A 16701-nucleotide genomic window follows, 5' to 3' on the forward strand; every position below is an offset into this window, starting at 1 on the left:
CTTCATAAAATTATCGGTAAATCACTTACCATAGATCAACCAACGTATTTAATAAGGAGGTAACATGAGAAAAGGAAATATGAAATGGGTAGCATTGATATTAACACTCTTATTGAGTTTAATGATGCTGGCTGGCTGTTCAGAGACTGCACCAGAAACCAGTGGCAGCACTAGCGGCAGTGAATCCGAGGCGGCATCATCAGATGATCAGTCGACAGATGAAACACCTGATACTGAAAAGGGGACGGTAAAGCTCGTTTATGTTAACTGGTCTGAAGGCGTTGCGATGACTAATCTGGCAAAAGCCATTCTCGAAGACAAAATGGGATACACTGTTGAAATAACAATGGCCGATGTTGCACCGATCTTTACATCACTGGCCAATGGTGACCAAGATGCATTTATGGATGCATGGCTCCCAACAACTCATGCAAGTTACATGGATGAATACGGTGATGATTTAGATGATTTGGGCAATAACTTTGAAGATGCCAAAATTGGCTTAGTCGTACCATCTTACGTTGCCATTAATAGTCTTGATGAACTTAATGATGTTGCAGATGATTTTAATCATGAACTCATTGGGATTGATTCAGGCGCTGGTATTATGAAGGCGACTGATGCTGCTATTGAAGCTTACGGTTTGGATTACGAATTGATACCAGGTAGTGGTCCGGCGATGACAGCAGCACTTGCTACGGCGATTGAAGATAACGAAGCAATTGCTGTAACAGGCTGGGCGCCACACTGGAAATTTGCACGATGGGATCTTAAATTCTTAGAAGATCCACAAGGTGTCTACGGTGGTTCGGAAAACATTCATACCATAACACGTAAAGGTTTTAGCGATGATATGCCGGATGTAGCTGCATTCTTGACGAATTTCTATATGGACGGTCAACAACTCGGTGACTTAATGGGCGCCATTGCAGACAGTGATGATGATCCTGTCGATGTTGCAAGAGTTTGGATGGCAGACAATGAAGAACTTATAAATTCGTGGATTCCTGCAGAATAACCAGCGACGAGAGAATATAATCAAAAAAAATAAAACAGCAATTCGTCATTGAATGATAGCATTCTTTGTCGGATTGCTTTTTTTTTGCAGAAAATGGGATTAAAAATATTTTTTTAACGCCAAGACAAGTTAAATGCTATGTTTTAATGTATGACTATTCGTACAATGATGTTGTAGTGAAGCGGTTTTAGTGTTACGCTAGGTTCAAATAGCATGATGGGAGGTTAACAAATGGCTAAAATTGGGGTTGTCTGGCATTATATCAAATATGAGGAATACTTTCGAATCATTGCAGAATCCATAGGAGAAACGATCTATTTCAAACTCGGCAATCTATATGATGGCATACGAGCGGCTAAAGCACTCATTGAAGAAGCAGACGTCGAGGTTATTATTGCTCGAGGCTACACGGGAGAATTGATAAGAGAATCTGTAGAAATCCCCGTTGTCGTTATGGAAAACTCTAACTTTGACTTGATCAATGCTGTTCACAAAGCGCATGAACTTGGGGAAAAGATTGCATTTGTGGATTATCAGCGTAATAAACAGTTTTATGATTTTGAACTGATTAAGCGATTGCTCGATATTGATTTTGACTATTTTACCTTTAATGAAATTCATGAAATCGAAGGTAAGACGCATGAGATTGCAAAAAAAGGATATGATGTCGTCATTGGTACGGGATCCTGTGTCTTTCGAAATGCCTTTAAATCTGGGATAGACAGTGTGTTGCTAGAAACAAGCCGTGAGGATTTTATTTCAGCGATTAACCGCGCAAAGGCAACGGTGGAAATCAGACGCCGCGAGACAGAGAAAAATAAATGGATGAAGGCGATCTACGACAATGCTAAAGAAGGTTATATGCTGGTGACAGGTGAAGGCAAAATAACGGTTTTCAATGAAATCATGTCTGAAATTTTTAATGTGGAAAGTGAATCGATTATTGGTAAAGAGATGTCTGAAGCGATGAAGGTTGCCACAGATATCCGTAAGGTTTATGCCAAGACGGCGATTAGTGGTGAACTCATCGATGTTAATCGAAACCGTGTCATTGTCAATCGATTTCCCATTGATGAAGAAGACCAGACGGATTGTGTATTGATCAATTTACAAAAAGCGTCGAATATTCATGACTTGGATGCAAAACTGCGTCATGATTATGTGAAAAAGGGGTTTGTATCCAAAACACACTTTGATGATATAATCACGAAAAATACAGAAATGCTGGAACTCATTCAAAAGGCAAAGCTCTATGCCAAATCAAAATCCAATATCCTAATCTATGGCGAAAGCGGTACGGGGAAAGAATTGTTTGCCCAGAGTATTCATCGTGAAAGTACATGTGCTGCAGGACCTTTCGTTGCGATAAACTGTGCCTCTCTACCTGAAAATCTTTTGGAGAGTGAGCTCTTTGGCTATGAAGAAGGGGCTTTTACCGGTGCCCGAAAAGGCGGCAAGCTCGGTATATTTGAACTGGCACACAAGGGCACGATTTTTTTAGATGAAATTGGCGAAATGAGTATTCAGCTACAGTCGCGGTTTTTACGCGTGCTGCAGGAGCGGGAAGTTATCCGGTTAGGCGGTGATCGCGTCATTCCAGTTGATGTGCGCATTATTTGCGCGACGAATAAAAATCTCTTTAACCTCGTCGTCGATGGCAAGTTTAGAGAGGATCTCTATTATCGCATTAACATTTTAAAATTGAGCGTGCCGCCGCTTCGGCAACGAAAAGATGATATCTGGTGTATTTTTAAGTATTTTTTAAATCACAAAGGCTATGTCAACACAGATGAGCTTGCTTTTTTGGAGCCGTTGATGATTCGCTATGACTGGCCGGGAAACGTGCGAGAGCTTCAGGCTTTTGGGGAAAGACTGATGGCGATGCGCGATTCGCTCGATGCAGTAACGGCAAAGGCACTTTTCAGCGAATGCGTTCACGACGGTGATTCTGATGACAGGCGCTATAAGCGACTTGACGATAAAGTGATACAAATCAATCTTGCGTCGATGAATGAAATGGAAAATCAGATCATACAGCTTCTTTATGAGCACCTTGGTGGCGATAAAGACGAAATGGCAAACATCCTCAATATTTCAAAGACGACACTTTGGCGTAAACTTAAAGAAATTAACTAATCCAATTTCATCCAAGTGATTTCATTTTGAAATTCAAATTTAAATTTGCAATAAAAATATTGCAAATTTTTTTTGCTAAGAGTTTAGTAAATTGAGGATTTTCAATGTCTTGAGAGATTTTAAAAAAGATGGCACGGGTTTTGCTTTATATATAAGCAACGAAATTAAAGGAGGTTCTAAATGAACAAGAGGGTTAATGGTTATAAGCGTTTTTGGGGACTAGTACTGATAATTTGCATGATCGTATCCTTGACGGCATGCAGCGGAAGCAAAACACAGACGAATGCACAGACTGACACGGGCAGTGAGACGAACAGTGAGACGATGACATCAACTGAAACAGCGCCGGAAACGATCAAGCTGAAAGTGGCAGATATTTATCCAGGAACGCATTATGTGCCGGCCAACAGTTTAATGGTATGGACAGAGCGCGTGACGGAACTGACGAATAATCAAGTTCAGTTCGATATTTATCCTTCACAGCAAATGGGCAGCAGTGCTGATATGCTGGATATCATGAGCAAGGGCATCGCAGATATTGGCTATGTACCATTTCCGTACTTTAGCAGCAGAATGCCGTTGATCACAGGCGCAGGCGCTATTTCGGGTACATGGGCAAACTGTAGTACAGGCAATCCCGCTGTATGGTCAGTAGCGACAGCATCGCCGGTTCTTGAAAATGATTTTCTAAGCAATGACATCAGGCCGATCCTGCCTTTTGCCAATCAGACCTTTCAGCTATTAACGAATAAAGTGCTCGTTACTTCATTGGATGAAATTAAAGGATTAAAAATAAGGAGCAGCGGTGGCGTCATGGATAAGATTATCACGTCGCTCGGCGCCATCCCCGTTCAAATTCCGGTGACAGAACTCTATGAAGCCATGGCGCGTGGAACAGTTGACGGCACACTGATTTCATGTATCGCAGCGGATTCAAATAAGATCAACGAAGCGTCGAAATACGTGACGACAGGTGTTAATGTTTCCGGCGGTGTCTTTGGCTATGTCATCAATGAAGACGTTTGGCAGTCATTGCCGCAAAATGTTCGGGATGCTATGAATCAGGCGAGTACAGAGGCATTGACGCAACTTGGCGAAACAATGGATAAATTAGAGTTGGAAGCGTTGGAGGCCTTTAAAAGCGGAGGGCTCGAAGTTCATGAATTATCGCAGGATGAACAGAAAAAATGGATACTGGCTCAGGCAAATGTTGAAGCGGACTGGATCAGTGATATGGATGGCAAAGGACTACCCGGTGCGCAAGTACTGCAAAGTCTAAGAGATCATATTGAGCCTTAAGGAGTGTGTCATGAAAAGAATTTTCGAAAAATTGGATGACATTATTATTAAGATCAGCAGTGCCATTCTTTTCATTATGATGATTTGGGTATTTTCTGATGCAGTTGGGCGGTATGTCTTTAATCACCCGCTACCGGGAACACTGGAAATAACAGAAGAGTATTTGATGGTTTGTATTGTTTTTTTATCTATCAGTTATGCACAAAAGCACAAGGCGCATGTACGTGTTGATTTGTTTATCCACTATATTCCCGAGCACATCTTAAAAGTGACAGATGTAATCATGCAGCTCTTCATGCTCTTTTATGCCGTGCTGCTGACAAGGCAAGCTTTTGCGCAGGCGCTATGGTGTATTGAAGTCAACAGCACGTCGAGAGGATCGTTGGGGTATCCGTTGGCACCGGCCTATTTCTTGATGGGGTTGGGACTGTTGATGACATCGGTGAGAATACTCTTTGAGCTCGTTGAAGGTGCAAGGGTCATCAAAGGAGGGCAATCGTGATCATCGGATTGATTTTATTACTCATATTTTTATTTCTTGGCATGCCGATCGGATTTTGTCTGGGGGCAGCAGGCATCATCGGACTAACATATGTCCAAGGGTTTGATTTAGCTGTCAATATATTGATGACGACACCATTTAGAAGTGTTGCAAGTTATACCCTTGTGACGATACCGCTATTTGTTCTAATGGCTGAATTTCTCGATGTAACGGGATTGGCGAAGAAGTCTTATATTGCCGCGTATAAATGGATTGGTCATCTTCGAGGCGGTCTAGGAATTGCTACCATTATCGGCGGTGCCGCATTTGGTGCATGTTCGGGGTCGAGTTCGGCATCAACAGCAACATTTGGTGCCATCGCCATTCCGGAAATGAAAAAATGCAATTACAGTGATGAACTAAGCGCTGGAACGGTTGCCATTGCCGGTACGCTTGCGGCGATTATTCCGCCGAGCATATTGCTGGTCGTCTATGGATCACAAGCCAATGTTTCAATCGGTAAAGTTTTAATCGCAGGGATTATACCAGGGGCTATGATGGCTTTACTCTATGCTTTTGGGGTTTGGCTCATTGTCAAGATTTGGCCGAAACATGCCCCGCCGGTTGAACCCTATAGCTGGTCTGAGCGCTTTAAAGCACTGTGGGATATTTGGCCAATGGTGATTATAGCGCTTATGATTTTAATTTTTCTCTATTCCGGCATTACCACACCGACGGAGACTGCCGCTTTTGGTGCGATTGTGACACTGTTGTTAGGCATATTGACAAAGTCAATTACATTACCAGAGGTGATTCAATCATTAAAAAATACGTTGAAGACGACGGCGATGATGTTTACCATCATCATTGGCGCTCAGATTTTCACATACTATTTGACGCTGACGGGGTTGACGCAAGCTGCGATTACAGCGATCAGCGGACTTGATGTTTCAAATGCGGTTATTATGCTGCTCATCGTCATCGTCTACTTGTTCTTAGGCATGTTCCTGCCATCTATGGGAACGATGCTGCTGACATTGCCATTGGTACTGCCGCTTATGATTGAGATGGGTTATGATCCTATCTGGTTTGGTGTTGTCTTGGTAATGTTGCTCGAGGTTGGTCTTATTACACCGCCCGTCGGATTAAATTGTTTTATCGCCAGCGGCACTAGTGGGATTCCATTATCAAAAGTTTTTAAAGGAGCGATGCCGCTTTTGGCTATGGCGATGTTTGGTATTTTTCTGATGATCATGTTTCCTCAAATTGTACTGTGGTTACCGACAATGATGAAATAAAATTAAAGGAGAAACAACATATGATAAAAAAATTAGATCACATGACTTTTGCGGTGCATGATCGCGCAACAGTAGGTGCGCGGATTGAAAAAGTTTACGGCGGCAATTTTCTGATGACTGTTAAGAGTGAACCGAAGCAGTACGTCTGTGACATGTATATGATTGAAGGTGACATCATACTGGGGCTCTTGGAGCCGACCTCACCAGATAGCTTTGTTGCTAAACATCTTGAGAAATTCGGCGAAAGCCTACAGCATATTGGTGTCGATGTGGACAATTTGGACAATGCCATTCAGATATTCGATGAGAATGCCATTAAGTATGGCCTTTACGAAGAAGTTGAAAACATACGTCGTGAAGTGATCGTTTCGCCAAAATATACATTTGGTACTGTTATGCAGGTGATGGAGTGGTTTGATGACTATAAGACAAAGTCATCAGAAGAACGTATGCGCATTGTATGGAATGAAATTGAAGGAGCTGACAATGAGTAATCAGCAATTGATGAAACATTTGATGGCGCCTGACAGCATTGCCGTTTTAGGTGCCTCTAATCGCCCTGAAAGTATTGGCGGCAGACCAATTAAGTTTTTAAAGGATTATGGTTTCAAGGGCGCAGTTTATCCAATCAATCCAAAATATGAAACCATACAAGGGCTGCCGTGTTACAAGGACATCAGCAGCATTCCCCAAAAAGCTGATTTATTGATCATCATCACGAAGCCCAATAGCATCCTGCAGGCAATGCGTGATGCAAAAGCTCGGAAAATTCCAGCCGTTATGATTATAACGTCAGGGTTTTCCGAGTCGGGTGATGATGGCAAAAAGCTTGAAGAGGCACTCGTTACGTATGCCAGAGATAATGAGATGCTCGTCATGGGCCCCAATTGTCAGGGATTTGTCAATTTTGACAAGAAAGTGACGGCAACTTTTACGGGTGCTTTGAGTCGCGGGAATCTGCAGCAGGGCAACATTTGTCTTATATCTCAGAGCGGCGCCATGAGCGGCATGCTCTATGCTATGGCCGTGGATCTCGGCATTGGTTTTTCTTATCTGATCAGCGGCGGCAACGAATCTATTGTTACCACATCGCATTTTATTGACTATGCGGTGGATGATGATCGAACAGATGCTATTTGCGTTTACATGGAAGGGATTAAAGATGCGCCGCTATTGAAAGCTGCGGCTAGAAAAGCAGTTGAACAAGACAAACCCATTGTTGCGATGAAAGTGGGAAAATCGGAAGCTGGCAGCAAGGCGGCGTCTTCTCACACCGGTGCATTAGCATCCTCTGATGCCATCGTGGACAGCTTTATGAAACAATCTGGCATTTTGCGTGTTGAAACGACAGATGATCTCTTTGACGCGATGAAAGTGTTCTCAAATGGCAAACGATCTGATGGTAATCGCATAGGTGTCGTGTCAATCTCCGGAGGTGCTGGCGTCGTCATGGCAGATGCCTGTGAAAAATATCAGATGACACTGCCAAAACTCTCGGGAGAGACCGAAAAAGAACTCAGTGCAAATATCCCCGCATTTGGTTCACCGCATAATCCAGTCGATTTAACGGCACAGGTTTTAACAGCTTATGAGAAATTCTATCATTGTATTGAAACGGTTGCAGCAGATGAAAGCGTAGATGCAGTGGTCATATTCATCGGTTTACTGGAGCATTTGAAAGATAATCTCTTAAAGGCGATTGAAGATCTGAATGCTGTAACGCAGAAACCAATTTTGGTAACTTGGCTTGCGGCGACGCCTGAAATAAAATCATGGTTCTATGAAAAGAAAATACCGCTCTTTGAAGATTCGGATCGCTGCATATTTGGCGCTTCGCTGCTTTGGCGCTATACAGCACTAAAGCGGGAAGTCATGTTGCCAATAGAAAGAACCGGTGATGATTTGACTGCGTCAGTGCATGAAATGTACAAAGGCATAAATGGATTTTTAAATGAATGGGACTCAAAACAGATGATTGCTGCAGCAGGCGTGATGACTGATTCGCCAATCGTTGCAGCGGATGCAGCCGCACTGGCATCAATTGCGGAAAAGTTAAATTACCCAGTTGCCGTAAAAGTATTATCGCAGTCAATTTTGCACAAGTCAGATATTGGCGGTGTCGTACTAAATGTTGGCGATAAAACGGCATTATTAAATGCTTATACCTCTATTCTCGACAATGTTGAGGCAAATGGTTTGGCTTCAGCTTTTGAGGGGGTTATTGTCTCACCAATGCGGCCAAAAGGAACGGAGATGATCGTTGGTATTAAAAAGGATCCGCATCTTGGGACAGCTGTTGTATTGGGGATGGGCGGCACGATGGTAGAGATCTTGAAGGATTCGGTTATGCAGCTTATTCCCATCGATAAACGTAATGCAGTCAAAATGATTGATTCCCTTAAAAGTAGAAAAATGCTGTATGGCTATCGGGACATTGCGCGAAAGGATATTGATGCATTAGCGGCGATTATTGTCCGCGTCAGCGACTTATGTATGGCACGTCCGGATATTCAAGAAATGGACATCAACCCGATCTTTGTCTACGATGAAGGACAGGGGGCGGTCGCCCTTGATGCTTTGATTAAACTGGAGGTTTAAAATGCGTGATTCAAAATTGTTAATGGATGCTCTGGCTAGATTTATAAAGCCTTTGACCATGCCGGTGGCAGTGATGCGACCGACTGATAAAACGGCAATCACTGACAAATTCATTCAGCCCAGCGTGAAGTTTGAACGGAAACTCGCGCTTTGTCAAGGGGTTGCAGCAGCACGGCGATATGGCTGGACACTGCTGTTTGAAGAAGCTGATCACGGATGCCCGGCATCATATGCTTATTTGGGTTTTAAAGAATCAGCTTATTTTAAAGAAGGTGGCATTGTCTATCCTGGTTATGCCAACGATATGGCCATTGCAAAAAAAATTGAACAGGGCAATAGTTTCTTTGAGGTGCCGCCAACCTATTTATTGATGGGAGCACTTGAAAAGGTCGATTTTGAACCGGAACTTGTGCTTGTCTATGGGAACTCCGCACAGATTGCGCGCATTGCACAGGGCATTAATTATTATTATGGCGACGGTGTCAAGAGTACGACTTTTGGACGTGCAGCTTGTGCCTCTTACATTGTGAAAGCGCTTAAGTGCAATGAGCCGCTCATTGTCATTCCAAGCGGCGGCGAGCGTATTTTCGCCAGCACACAGGATGATGAACTCATTGTTGCGATTCCTAGAGCCTACTTTTTAGATACGGCTAAAGGGATTGAGCGTGTTCATAAAGAAGGGCTTTCCAGATTCCCGACGATCTTCCATGGCGTGCTGAGCACACCGGACTTCCCGGCGAAATATTGGGAGGTTATCAATGACGGCAGATAAGGCAATTTTAAAACAGTATGGTACAAAACATGTTTCGGCAGATGAGGCGGTGGCCTGTGTCAAATCTGGTGACTGGATTGAATTTGGTTTTTTTGCCAATCTGCCGCTGACGCTGGATGTGGCATTGGCAAAGCGGATACGAGATCAGAGGCTGTTCGACATTAAACTTCGCGGCGGCGTGTTGATGCAAAGGCTTCAATCATTGGAAAGTGACAATGCAATATGGTATTCCTATCATTTTGGCGGTCTCGAGAGAGCATTGGCAAAAGAGGGTAAAGCCTATCACATTCCGATAAAGTATTCTGAAGTGCCAGTTTACTTGAGAGAGAATCTGACGACAAATGTGGTGATGATACAGACAACACCAATGGATGAAGAAGGCTATTTTAACTTTGGTGTCACTTTTTCACACTTTAAGGCGGCCATTGAAAAGGCAGATACTGTCATTGTTGAAATCAATACCAACCTTCCCAAAGTACACGGCGGCTTTGATCACGCTGTTCACATTGATGATGTCCACTACATTGTCGAAGGTGGGAATAATCCGATCTTTGAATTGCCAAGTGCTTCACCAAGTGAAACTGATTTAAAGATTGCAAGTTATGTCATGCCGGAAATCAATGATGGCGCGTGCTTACAACTCGGCATTGGTGGGCTTCCCAATGCGCTTGGCAAGCTCATTGCAAAGTCGGAACTAAAGGACCTAAGCGTTCACAGCGAAATGTTGGCAGATGCATTTGTCGACTTGGTCGAAGCGGGAAAGATCACAGGCAAGTACAAGGAACTGGATAACGGCAAAATTGTGTTCACTTTTGCGGCAGGCTCACAGAAACTATATGATTTTATGCATGATAATCCTATGCTGGCGGCATATCCTGTTGACTATGTCAACAATGTGCTCGTCACATCAAAGATCAATCACTTTATCTCGATCAACGGGGCTTTGGAAATTGATTTGACAGGGCAAGTATGCTCTGAATCCATGGGGTATAAACAGTTTACCGGTGCCGGTGGTCAGCTCGATTTTGTTGAAGGTGCCTACCTTTCAGAGGGAGGAAAAACATTTATTTGCTTGCCGGCGACCTTTAAAAATAAATCGGGTGTGCTTCATTCGAGAATTAATCCGATGCTGACACCCGGCGCTGTTGTGACAACCCCCAGAAACGCCGTTCAGTATGTGGTAACAGAGTATGGATGTATTAATCTTAAGGGATTGTCGACAAGAGAACGTGCAGAAAAATTAGCCAGTATTGCACACCCGGATTTTCGAGACGGTTTAAAAAAGGCTGCAGAGAAGATGGGATTATAGAAACATAGTATTATTAAGATGACTAAGGAAGAAAGCATCGCCGCAGGCGGTGCTTTCTGCTTGCAAAGCGATTGCTAACATAAAAAGCCGGCGTCTCCATCAAAGGGATGGAGAGCTGGCTTTTATGAAGCTGTGCTTTAATGATTCATAAGCTTTGTTGTTGAAAACTGATTACAAATACTTTTCGAGCTCTTTTGCAGAGGGAACACGACCGTAGAATTTAACGACTTCATCGACGACGAGTGCTGGTGTCTGCATAACGCCGTATGCCATGATTGCTTTGAAATCCTCTACCTTTTCGACTGTAGCATCAATGCCCATTGCATCAACCGCCGCTTTGACATTTGCTTCGAGCTTTTTGCAATTGGCGCATCCTGAACCCAATACTTTAATAATCATAATTGCCTCCTAAAAATAATTTAAAAAGTTGATATTCTAAAATTTGAAAGAAAAAGATGTTTTTACACCCAATAAATGTTAGTGGGAGCTGTGTAGTTTCCTAAAAATTAATGGTTTAGCTTAAGTAATCAATAAGTAGCCAAATGCGTTAAAGGTAAATCCGATGATCAGAATGCCAACTGTGACAATTCCGGCGAATATTACGAGCAGTTTTGTTTTAACCACATTTTTAAGCAGGATCATTGACGGCAGTGACAAGGCTGTGACGGCCATCATAAAAGCGAGTGCTGTTCCGATGCCAACGCCTTTAAGGACGAGTGCTTCTGCGATCGGCAATGTACCGAAGATATCAGCATACATTGGAACACCGACAATGGTTGCCAGTGGTACGGAATACCATTTATCCTGTCCGAGTACAGCAGAGATGACGCTTGCCGGAATCCAGTTGTGGATAGCGGCGCCAATACCGACGCCAATTAAGATATAGAGCCATACTTTCTTAATGATATCAAGTACCTGTTGTTTTGCAAAGGCTAATCGATCGGCCGTGGTAAGTGACTCTTCCGGTAAATCGACGAGTTTATTGCTGAATACAAAAGGCTCCACATATTTCTCCAGTTTAGCTTTGCTGATAATTGTGCCGCCAATAACAGCCAGCACAAGCCCTACAACAACGTAAGCAAGTGCGATACGCCAGTTGAAAATGCTCGCCAGCAGCAGGACGGATGCAAGATCCACAAGCGGTGAGGAAATGAGAAATGAAAAAGTGACCCCGATGGGAAGGCCGGCGCTGGTGAAGCCGATAAACAGCGGAATTGATGAACATGAACAAAATGGTGTGACTGTTCCAAGCAGGGCACCGAGAATATTGGCAGTAATGCCGTTAAATCTTCCGAGTATTTCCCTTGTTCGCTCTGGTGGGAAGAAGCTTTGAATATAGGAGATTGCAAAAATAAGGACTGATAATAAAATAAATATCTTGATGACGTCGTAAAGATAGAAATGAACACTGCCGCCGAGTCGTGAATGAATATCCAATCCAAATACGCCGGTGACGAGTTTTTCTATCAGATTGGACAGCCAATTCATTTTGAGGACTTCATCATTAAGCCATTGAAATATAAACATCCTTCTAAATCCTTTCCTGTCAAATTAATAATTTTACCTATTAATAATTTGGTACATTAATCTGACATTGGTTTAAATATTGTTCTTTAGCGTCAAGGCGCTGGTAATCGGTTTCAAACATTGCATATTGATCAATATCATCACTCAATGTGGTCAGTACTTGCATCAGCAATGGATTTTCTCTTTTTAAGGCATAGAATACAAATTTTTCACGCCTCTCATCTTCAACGAGGCCTAGATCGCGCAATTTTGCCAGATTCTTTGAAATGCGCGGTTGAGGAACCTCTAAGATGCCAACGAGTTCGCAGACGCATAGGGGTTCCCGATACAGAAGCATTAAGATGCGTAGTCTGGTTTCATCGGATAACAGTTTGAAAACGCTTGTTGGTTGTTGCATAAAATAACCTCACAGTTAAAATAGGGGATCAATAACGAATTCTCATATACTCATATGGGAATGTGTAAATTTTACAATGAATTCTTTTCAATGTCAAGGTCTGATGAGAATCTTTTTAAAAGGAAGTGTGGTGAGAGGATCAACGCGTTGATGAAACGGATTTTTGGCTATAGTGCAGGCAAAAGTCTTTAAAACACAATAATGATTTTGTGAGGTATTTGTGTTTATGAAAGGCGATTCTAAATGTGCGGTTAAATTGAACGCCACGAACGGTAAAGGCAGCCAATTTGTTTGATTCAACGTAATCTGCAACGGCGCGTTCTGAGATAACGGTAAGGCCCAAGTTGAGTGCAACGGCATTTTTGATTGTGTCAGCATTATTGCAGGTCCAGGATGTCTGCCAAGGCTGCTGTGCAGCACGCATGGTATCTTCAAACTTTTTCCTTGTGCCGCTTCCGATTTCACGGAGAATAAAATTTTCGCCGTCTAGCTTTTCAGGTGACAAATTCTGTTTTCCGGCGAAAGGATGGTCAGGGGAACAGATGAAGACTAAATGATCAGACATAAAGGGCAATTCTAAGAGATCGGAAGTTGTGATCTCGCCTTCAATTAAACCAATATCCAACTGATCGTTCATGAGCAGCTGTTCAATGGCTGCTGTATTGTCTTCTGTGATGGTGATATTAATATTGGGGTATGCCTTTTGAAAAGAGACGATAAGTATTGGTAGAACACATGTTGCAACAGTTACGCTGGCACCGATTCGTATCGCTGCATTTTGTTCATAGGCTTTCATTTCAGCTTCAATATCTTCATAAAGTCTTAAGACATGACGCGCATAGCTGAGTAGGCTTTCGCCGGCTGATGTCAAATAAAGTTTACGAGAAAGCCTTTCGAAAAAACGGACGCCATACTGGCTTTCGAGTTCTTGTATCGCTTGGCTGACTGCCGACTGTGAAATGTAAAGCGTCTTTGCGGCCAATGTCATGTTCATGTTGTCACAAACTGCCGTGAAAATTTGAAAGTGCCTGCGTGTCATAGGATCCTCCTGTTATAAAACTGTGTGATGCATACAATAGCGTACAGAACTGTACTTTGATAACCAAAATAGTAAGAAATCAATGAAGTAAATAGAGTTCAATAAGTAAAAGATTATTAAAACAATAAGATAATAATATTATACTTATTTGTATTGGTAAAGTATAATAAGAAAATCAAATGGCAAAATGAGTGAGTAAATGAGTGTGTCAGTCATATGGCAGGCTTCATCAAAATCGTTATCAATAAGGAGGCAAGATTTGGAGATAATCAGAAAAAGGAGTCCCGGTATTTTATTGGCATTTATAATTGCCGCTATTGCATGGCAACTTGGGAAATGGGCGCCAATTGTCGGCAGTCCTGTTTTTGGCATTTTAATCGGCATGATAATTGCGACGTGGCAGCGTCCGAAATACTTTGATGCAGGGATTAATTATACATCGAAAAAGCTTCTCAAGCTTGCTATAATTCTCATTGGTTTTAATATGAATCTCGTCCATGTGCTCGCAGTAGGCAGACAGACGCTGGTGTTAATGTTCTTTACGCTTTCTGCAACGTTTTTAACAGCTTATTTAGCAGGGCGATGGCTTAAAATTGAACGTAATGCCAATATTCTCATTGGGGTTGGTACGGCGATCTGCGGCGGATCGGCAATTGCGGCAACAGCACCTGTTATTGATGCCGATGATAGTGAAGTCGCCAGTGCCATTTCGACGATCTTTCTCTTTAATGTAATTGCAGCTTTTGCTTTCCCGGCGATGGGGCACTTTTTTGGGATGACGGATCACTTTTTCGGCTTATGGGCGGGAACGGCTATCAACGATACATCTTCAGTAGTTGCAGCGGGCTATGCCTACAGCAGTACAGCGGGCGATTTGGCTGTTATTGTAAAATTAACGCGCACATTGATGATTATCCCTGTGACATTGGTGCTTGCGATTTACCAATCAAAAAAAGACGCAGCAAGTCACAAAATCAGTGTTAAAGGTATCGAAACGGAGATGCACAGCGGCAGTTATCATCTTGTATCAATTTTTCCTTGGTTTGTACTGGGGTTTTTAGCTGCGGCATTTCTCAATACGGTGGTTGAACCCATGTGGGAGGGATGGATTCCGGCAGCGCATCAATTGGCGGTTCTTGGTAAATTCATGATTGTCATGGCGATGGCAGCCATCGGTCTCAATACACATTTGGGCAAGCTCGTACGAAATGGCATCAGACCATTGATACTAGGCTTTACAACCTGGGTAGTTCTAGCCGTAGTGTCTATCTTAGTGCAGGTGACTTTGCAGTTCTAATCATTTGTTTTACCTGACCTCTTATGACTTTTAATACAGATTTTAATAACAGATGAGAGATATAAAAAACGGGGCAATTGTTTTTAAAGCAATCGCCCCGTTTTTATATGGTAAGAACGAGGGGGATTAGGTGCTGCAAGAGGTGTTGGCATTTGCTGTGTAAATGGCGGCGTTTTTGCGAAATGAATTTCCGAATTGATTGTAATTGTTTCAAGAGCAGCTTTGTTTGCATTTTCTTCGAAATGATCATTAGAGCGTTTATCGGCATTGTGATGATCATGCTTGTCAGGATGTGCTAAAAGGAAGCCGCTGGTGAGTGCAGTAAAAGGTGCGACAGTAACGAGACCGATACTGCCGATCACAGTATGGAGGATTTCTGAAGAGATATATTTAAGATTTAAAATATTGATAAGTGGTGTTCCCTGTGCCATAAAGACCATCAAAAGCGATATGAATCCACCTGAATAAGCCAGCAGCAACGTCGTGGTCATCGTTCCCATGATGGCACGGCCGATGGCAAAACCGGATTGAATTAGTTTTCGACGGCTCAAATCAGGTGCTGAAATAATGAGTTCGTGCATAGCGGAAGTAATATCCACAGAGACATCCATCATGGCACCAGAGCTGGCAATAAAGATGCTGGCGATGAAGATTTGCGTTAAATCCAAATAAGCATAGCCGGCATACATCAAGCTTTCGGCATAGGGCATGACAGCACCGTGAATATTGAAGGCGCCAACTAAATACATCGCAATAAAAGCAGTCAGCAGCGTCCCTAGTGACGAACCGAGAATGGCAGAAAGGGATCGTGTATCGAGGCCGTATACTAATAAGATGATAAGGGATGTCAAAGCGAGCGTACAGCCGAGACCAATGAGAATGGGATTAAAGCCGTTGAGAAAAGCAGGAACGAGTATCTTCCAGATGACGAGAACAGTCATCATAAAGGAAATAATCGATCTAAAACCCGTCCACCCCGCAAACGCGATCAGCAATATGATAAATGCGGCGACGAGGACGATGGTTTTGGTCAAGCGATAATGATCCACGAGATTGATATAATGAATGCCATCATCGGTGTAGTCTATAACAGCAAGGGCTTTATCACCTGGCACGTAGAGTTTGTCTTGTTCCAATGATCCGAGCATCAGGTTGACGGCGGGCGCTGTTTGTCCTTTATACTGCCCGCCAAGTACTTCAACGCTGCAATTTTGTTCGCCTTGCTTTACGAGGCCGATCTGATGAACGCTGTCATTATCGACGGTGAGAATTGACACGGGGACACGTTCGGTGTTTGGAAAGATTTTTTGTGTATACTGAGATGGTAAAAGCCAGAGCATTATACACAGGATAAGTGTAATAATCGTTGGAACAGCAATATGGTATTGTGCACGAATCATAGAATGCGCACTCCTTTCAGCAGAATGAGATAAAGAATAACTTGGTAAATTCATGCGATTAAACGCAAGCGACAGATTTAGATCGATTTTTATGGATGACTTTTTACAGCAGTTTTTTTATTAAGAAAAA

Annotated in this window: 15 protein-coding genes; 10 read left to right on the forward strand and 5 right to left on the reverse strand. The window is 42.8% G+C overall.

The features are described 5' to 3' along the window. The first annotated feature begins 64 nt into the window (after positions 1-64). From KHM83_RS06035 to KHM83_RS06075, 9 genes are all read left to right on the forward strand, one after another. Positions 65-1018, forward strand: a complete 954-nt coding sequence (locus KHM83_RS06035; protein WP_246542889.1) for a glycine betaine ABC transporter substrate-binding protein — start codon at positions 65-67, stop codon at positions 1016-1018. Positions 1019-1249: 231 nt separating this feature from the next. Further along, the gene (locus tag KHM83_RS06040; protein WP_213236010.1) at positions 1250-3154 is read left to right on the forward strand and encodes a sigma 54-interacting transcriptional regulator; all 1905 of its coding nucleotides are present in this window, start codon (positions 1250-1252) and stop codon (positions 3152-3154) included. A 180-nt stretch (positions 3155-3334) separates the two neighbouring features. Next, positions 3335-4453, forward strand: coding sequence for a TRAP transporter substrate-binding protein (locus tag KHM83_RS06045; RefSeq protein ID WP_213236011.1), 1119 nt, complete (start codon positions 3335-3337; stop codon positions 4451-4453). 10 nt (positions 4454-4463) lie between these two features. Further along, positions 4464-4955, forward strand: coding sequence for a TRAP transporter small permease (locus KHM83_RS06050; protein ID WP_213236012.1), 492 nt, complete (start codon positions 4464-4466; stop codon positions 4953-4955). Beyond that, positions 4952-6232: a TRAP transporter large permease gene (locus KHM83_RS06055; RefSeq protein ID WP_213236013.1), complete on the forward strand. Its 1281-nt coding sequence runs from the start codon at positions 4952-4954 to the stop codon at positions 6230-6232. Before KHM83_RS06050 ends, KHM83_RS06055 begins: the two co-directional genes overlap by 4 nt. Positions 6233-6252: 20 nt before the next feature. Next, positions 6253-6726 carry a VOC family protein gene (locus KHM83_RS06060; protein WP_213236014.1) on the forward strand — a complete coding sequence of 158 codons (474 nt, stop codon included), beginning with the start codon at positions 6253-6255 and terminating at the stop codon, positions 6724-6726. Then, the gene (locus KHM83_RS06065; RefSeq protein WP_213236015.1) at positions 6719-8830 is read left to right on the forward strand and encodes an acetate--CoA ligase family protein; all 2112 of its coding nucleotides are present in this window, start codon (positions 6719-6721) and stop codon (positions 8828-8830) included. The genes KHM83_RS06060 and KHM83_RS06065 overlap by 8 nt, the downstream gene beginning before the upstream one ends. 1 nt (position 8831) lies before the next feature. Then, the gene (locus KHM83_RS06070; protein WP_213236016.1) at positions 8832-9602 is read left to right on the forward strand and encodes a DUF169 domain-containing protein; all 771 of its coding nucleotides are present in this window, start codon (positions 8832-8834) and stop codon (positions 9600-9602) included. Next, on the forward strand, positions 9589-10911 hold the full coding sequence (locus KHM83_RS06075; protein WP_213236017.1) for an acetyl-CoA hydrolase/transferase family protein: 1323 nt from the start codon (positions 9589-9591) through the stop codon (positions 10909-10911). Before KHM83_RS06070 ends, KHM83_RS06075 begins: the two co-directional genes overlap by 14 nt. Positions 10912-11082: 171 nt before the next feature. Here the strand turns inward: KHM83_RS06075 and KHM83_RS06080 are convergent, their stop codons facing one another. From KHM83_RS06080 to KHM83_RS06095, 4 genes are all read right to left on the reverse strand, one after another. Further along, positions 11083-11310: a thioredoxin family protein gene (locus KHM83_RS06080; protein WP_213236018.1), complete on the reverse strand. Its 228-nt coding sequence runs from the start codon at positions 11308-11310 to the stop codon at positions 11083-11085. 120 nt (positions 11311-11430) lie between these two features. Then, the gene (locus tag KHM83_RS06085) at positions 11431-12438 is read right to left on the reverse strand and encodes a permease (RefSeq protein WP_213236019.1); all 1008 of its coding nucleotides are present in this window, start codon (positions 12436-12438) and stop codon (positions 11431-11433) included. Between the two features lie 40 nt (positions 12439-12478). Continuing rightward, positions 12479-12835 carry an ArsR/SmtB family transcription factor gene (locus tag KHM83_RS06090; RefSeq protein ID WP_213236020.1) on the reverse strand — a complete coding sequence of 119 codons (357 nt, stop codon included), beginning with the start codon at positions 12833-12835 and terminating at the stop codon, positions 12479-12481. A 139-nt stretch (positions 12836-12974) separates the two neighbouring features. Next, positions 12975-13874 carry a LysR family transcriptional regulator gene (locus KHM83_RS06095; RefSeq protein WP_213236021.1) on the reverse strand — a complete coding sequence of 300 codons (900 nt, stop codon included), beginning with the start codon at positions 13872-13874 and terminating at the stop codon, positions 12975-12977. Positions 13875-14133: 259 nt separating this feature from the next. On the opposite strand from KHM83_RS06095, the gene KHM83_RS06100 reads away from it, so the two are divergent. After that, a complete protein-coding gene (locus KHM83_RS06100; RefSeq protein ID WP_246542891.1) occupies positions 14134-15171 on the forward strand; it encodes a YeiH family protein in 1038 nt (345 codons plus the stop codon). A gap of 83 nt (positions 15172-15254) precedes the next feature. Here the strand turns inward: KHM83_RS06100 and KHM83_RS06105 are convergent, their stop codons facing one another. Beyond that, on the reverse strand, positions 15255-16571 hold the full coding sequence (locus KHM83_RS06105; protein WP_213236023.1) for a YibE/F family protein: 1317 nt from the start codon (positions 16569-16571) through the stop codon (positions 15255-15257). Positions 16572-16701 lie beyond the last annotated feature (130 nt).

It is taken from the genome of Fusibacter paucivorans (genome assembly GCF_018390735.1).
Lineage (GTDB): Bacteria > Bacillota > Clostridia > Peptostreptococcales > Acidaminobacteraceae > Fusibacter > Fusibacter paucivorans.

Bases quoted from the DNA above. Each gene is read 5' to 3' on its own strand.
- KHM83_RS06035 (WP_246542889.1), top strand. From the start codon at position 65: ATGAGAAAAGGAAATATGAAATGGGTAGCATTGATATTAACACTCTTA.
- KHM83_RS06040 (WP_213236010.1), top strand. From the start codon at position 1,250: ATGGCTAAAATTGGGGTTGTCTGGCATTATATCAAATATGAGGAATAC.
- KHM83_RS06045 (WP_213236011.1), top strand. From the start codon at position 3,335: ATGAACAAGAGGGTTAATGGTTATAAGCGTTTTTGGGGACTAGTACTG.
- KHM83_RS06050 (WP_213236012.1), top strand. From the start codon at position 4,464: ATGAAAAGAATTTTCGAAAAATTGGATGACATTATTATTAAGATCAGC.
- KHM83_RS06060 (WP_213236014.1), top strand. From the start codon at position 6,253: ATGATAAAAAAATTAGATCACATGACTTTTGCGGTGCATGATCGCGCA.
- KHM83_RS06065 (WP_213236015.1), top strand. From the start codon at position 6,719: ATGAGTAATCAGCAATTGATGAAACATTTGATGGCGCCTGACAGCATT.
- KHM83_RS06070 (WP_213236016.1), top strand. From the start codon at position 8,832: ATGCGTGATTCAAAATTGTTAATGGATGCTCTGGCTAGATTTATAAAG.
- KHM83_RS06075 (WP_213236017.1), top strand. From the start codon at position 9,589: ATGACGGCAGATAAGGCAATTTTAAAACAGTATGGTACAAAACATGTT.
- KHM83_RS06080 (WP_213236018.1), bottom strand. From the start codon at position 11,310: ATGATTATTAAAGTATTGGGTTCAGGATGCGCCAATTGCAAAAAGCTC.
- KHM83_RS06085 (WP_213236019.1), bottom strand. From the start codon at position 12,438: ATGTTTATATTTCAATGGCTTAATGATGAAGTCCTCAAAATGAATTGG.
- KHM83_RS06090 (WP_213236020.1), bottom strand. From the start codon at position 12,835: ATGCAACAACCAACAAGCGTTTTCAAACTGTTATCCGATGAAACCAGA.
- KHM83_RS06095 (WP_213236021.1), bottom strand. From the start codon at position 13,874: ATGACACGCAGGCACTTTCAAATTTTCACGGCAGTTTGTGACAACATG.
- KHM83_RS06105 (WP_213236023.1), bottom strand. From the start codon at position 16,571: ATGATTCGTGCACAATACCATATTGCTGTTCCAACGATTATTACACTT.